Raw genomic sequence first — 324 nt, forward strand, 5'->3', positions numbered from 1 at the left:
TGTGCCAATTTTCCGGATTCCTTCTGCTATTGTGCCTGATGAAGTTTTGAATGCTAAGCATGTGCCATTCAGTTCACGGAAGAAGCACTATGTAGTTGAAGTTGCTCGGCTGTCACCAGAAAAGCAACAAGATCACTTGATTGCGGCATGGCCAAAAGTTCTGAAAGCAGTGCCTGATGCCAAGTTGGACCTGTGGGGTTACGCTAACGATAACTTTGATAAGAAGTTGGAAAAGCAAATCAAAGAACTTGGTGTAGGAGACACCGTTAAGATGCGTGGATACACGACTGACGTTGCCAAAATTGATGATGAAGCACAATTAAT

Annotated in this window: 1 protein-coding gene; it reads left to right on the top strand. The window is 43.5% G+C overall.

Features of this window, described 5'->3' with window-relative positions:
- Positions 1 to 324 (top strand): glycosyltransferase (locus ACFIK0_RS09670; RefSeq protein ID WP_375663956.1); only part of this gene is annotated, 324 nt, incomplete at both ends.

Origin of the sequence: Bartonella sp. CL63NXGY (genome assembly GCF_042194905.1) — a bacterium.
Lineage (GTDB): Bacteria > Pseudomonadota > Alphaproteobacteria > Rhizobiales > Rhizobiaceae > Bartonella.